Source organism: Cobetia sp. SIMBA_158 (assembly GCF_046566945.1).
Lineage (GTDB): Bacteria > Pseudomonadota > Gammaproteobacteria > Pseudomonadales > Halomonadaceae > Cobetia > Cobetia amphilecti.
Genome location: NZ_JAWJYL010000451.1, coordinates 1 through 267 on the forward strand (window position 1 = coordinate 1; position 267 = coordinate 267).

A 267-nucleotide genomic window follows, 5' to 3' on the forward strand; every position below is an offset into this window, starting at 1 on the left:
CGCATGGACCGCACGCTCGGCGACTATCTGCGCGACGAAGGCGTCGTCGCGATCGCCGGCATCGATACCCGCAAGCTGACCCGTATCCTGCGCGACAAGGGCGCGCAGAACGGCTGCATCCTGGCTGGTTCGGACGACGAGGCAAAAGCGATCGAGCTCGCGCGCTCGTTCCCGGGCCTCGCCGGCATGGATCTCGCGAAGGTCGTGTCGACCACGAAGCCGTTCGAGTGGAAGCAGACCGAATGGCGCCTCGAAGGCGGCTACGGG

Annotated in this window: 1 protein-coding gene; it reads left to right on the top strand. The window is 67.0% G+C overall.

Annotated features, from left to right (window positions below):
• On the top strand, positions 1-267 hold a 267-nt coding region (locus tag R2R70_RS20640; RefSeq protein ID WP_410978997.1), incomplete at both ends, for a carbamoyl-phosphate synthase domain-containing protein.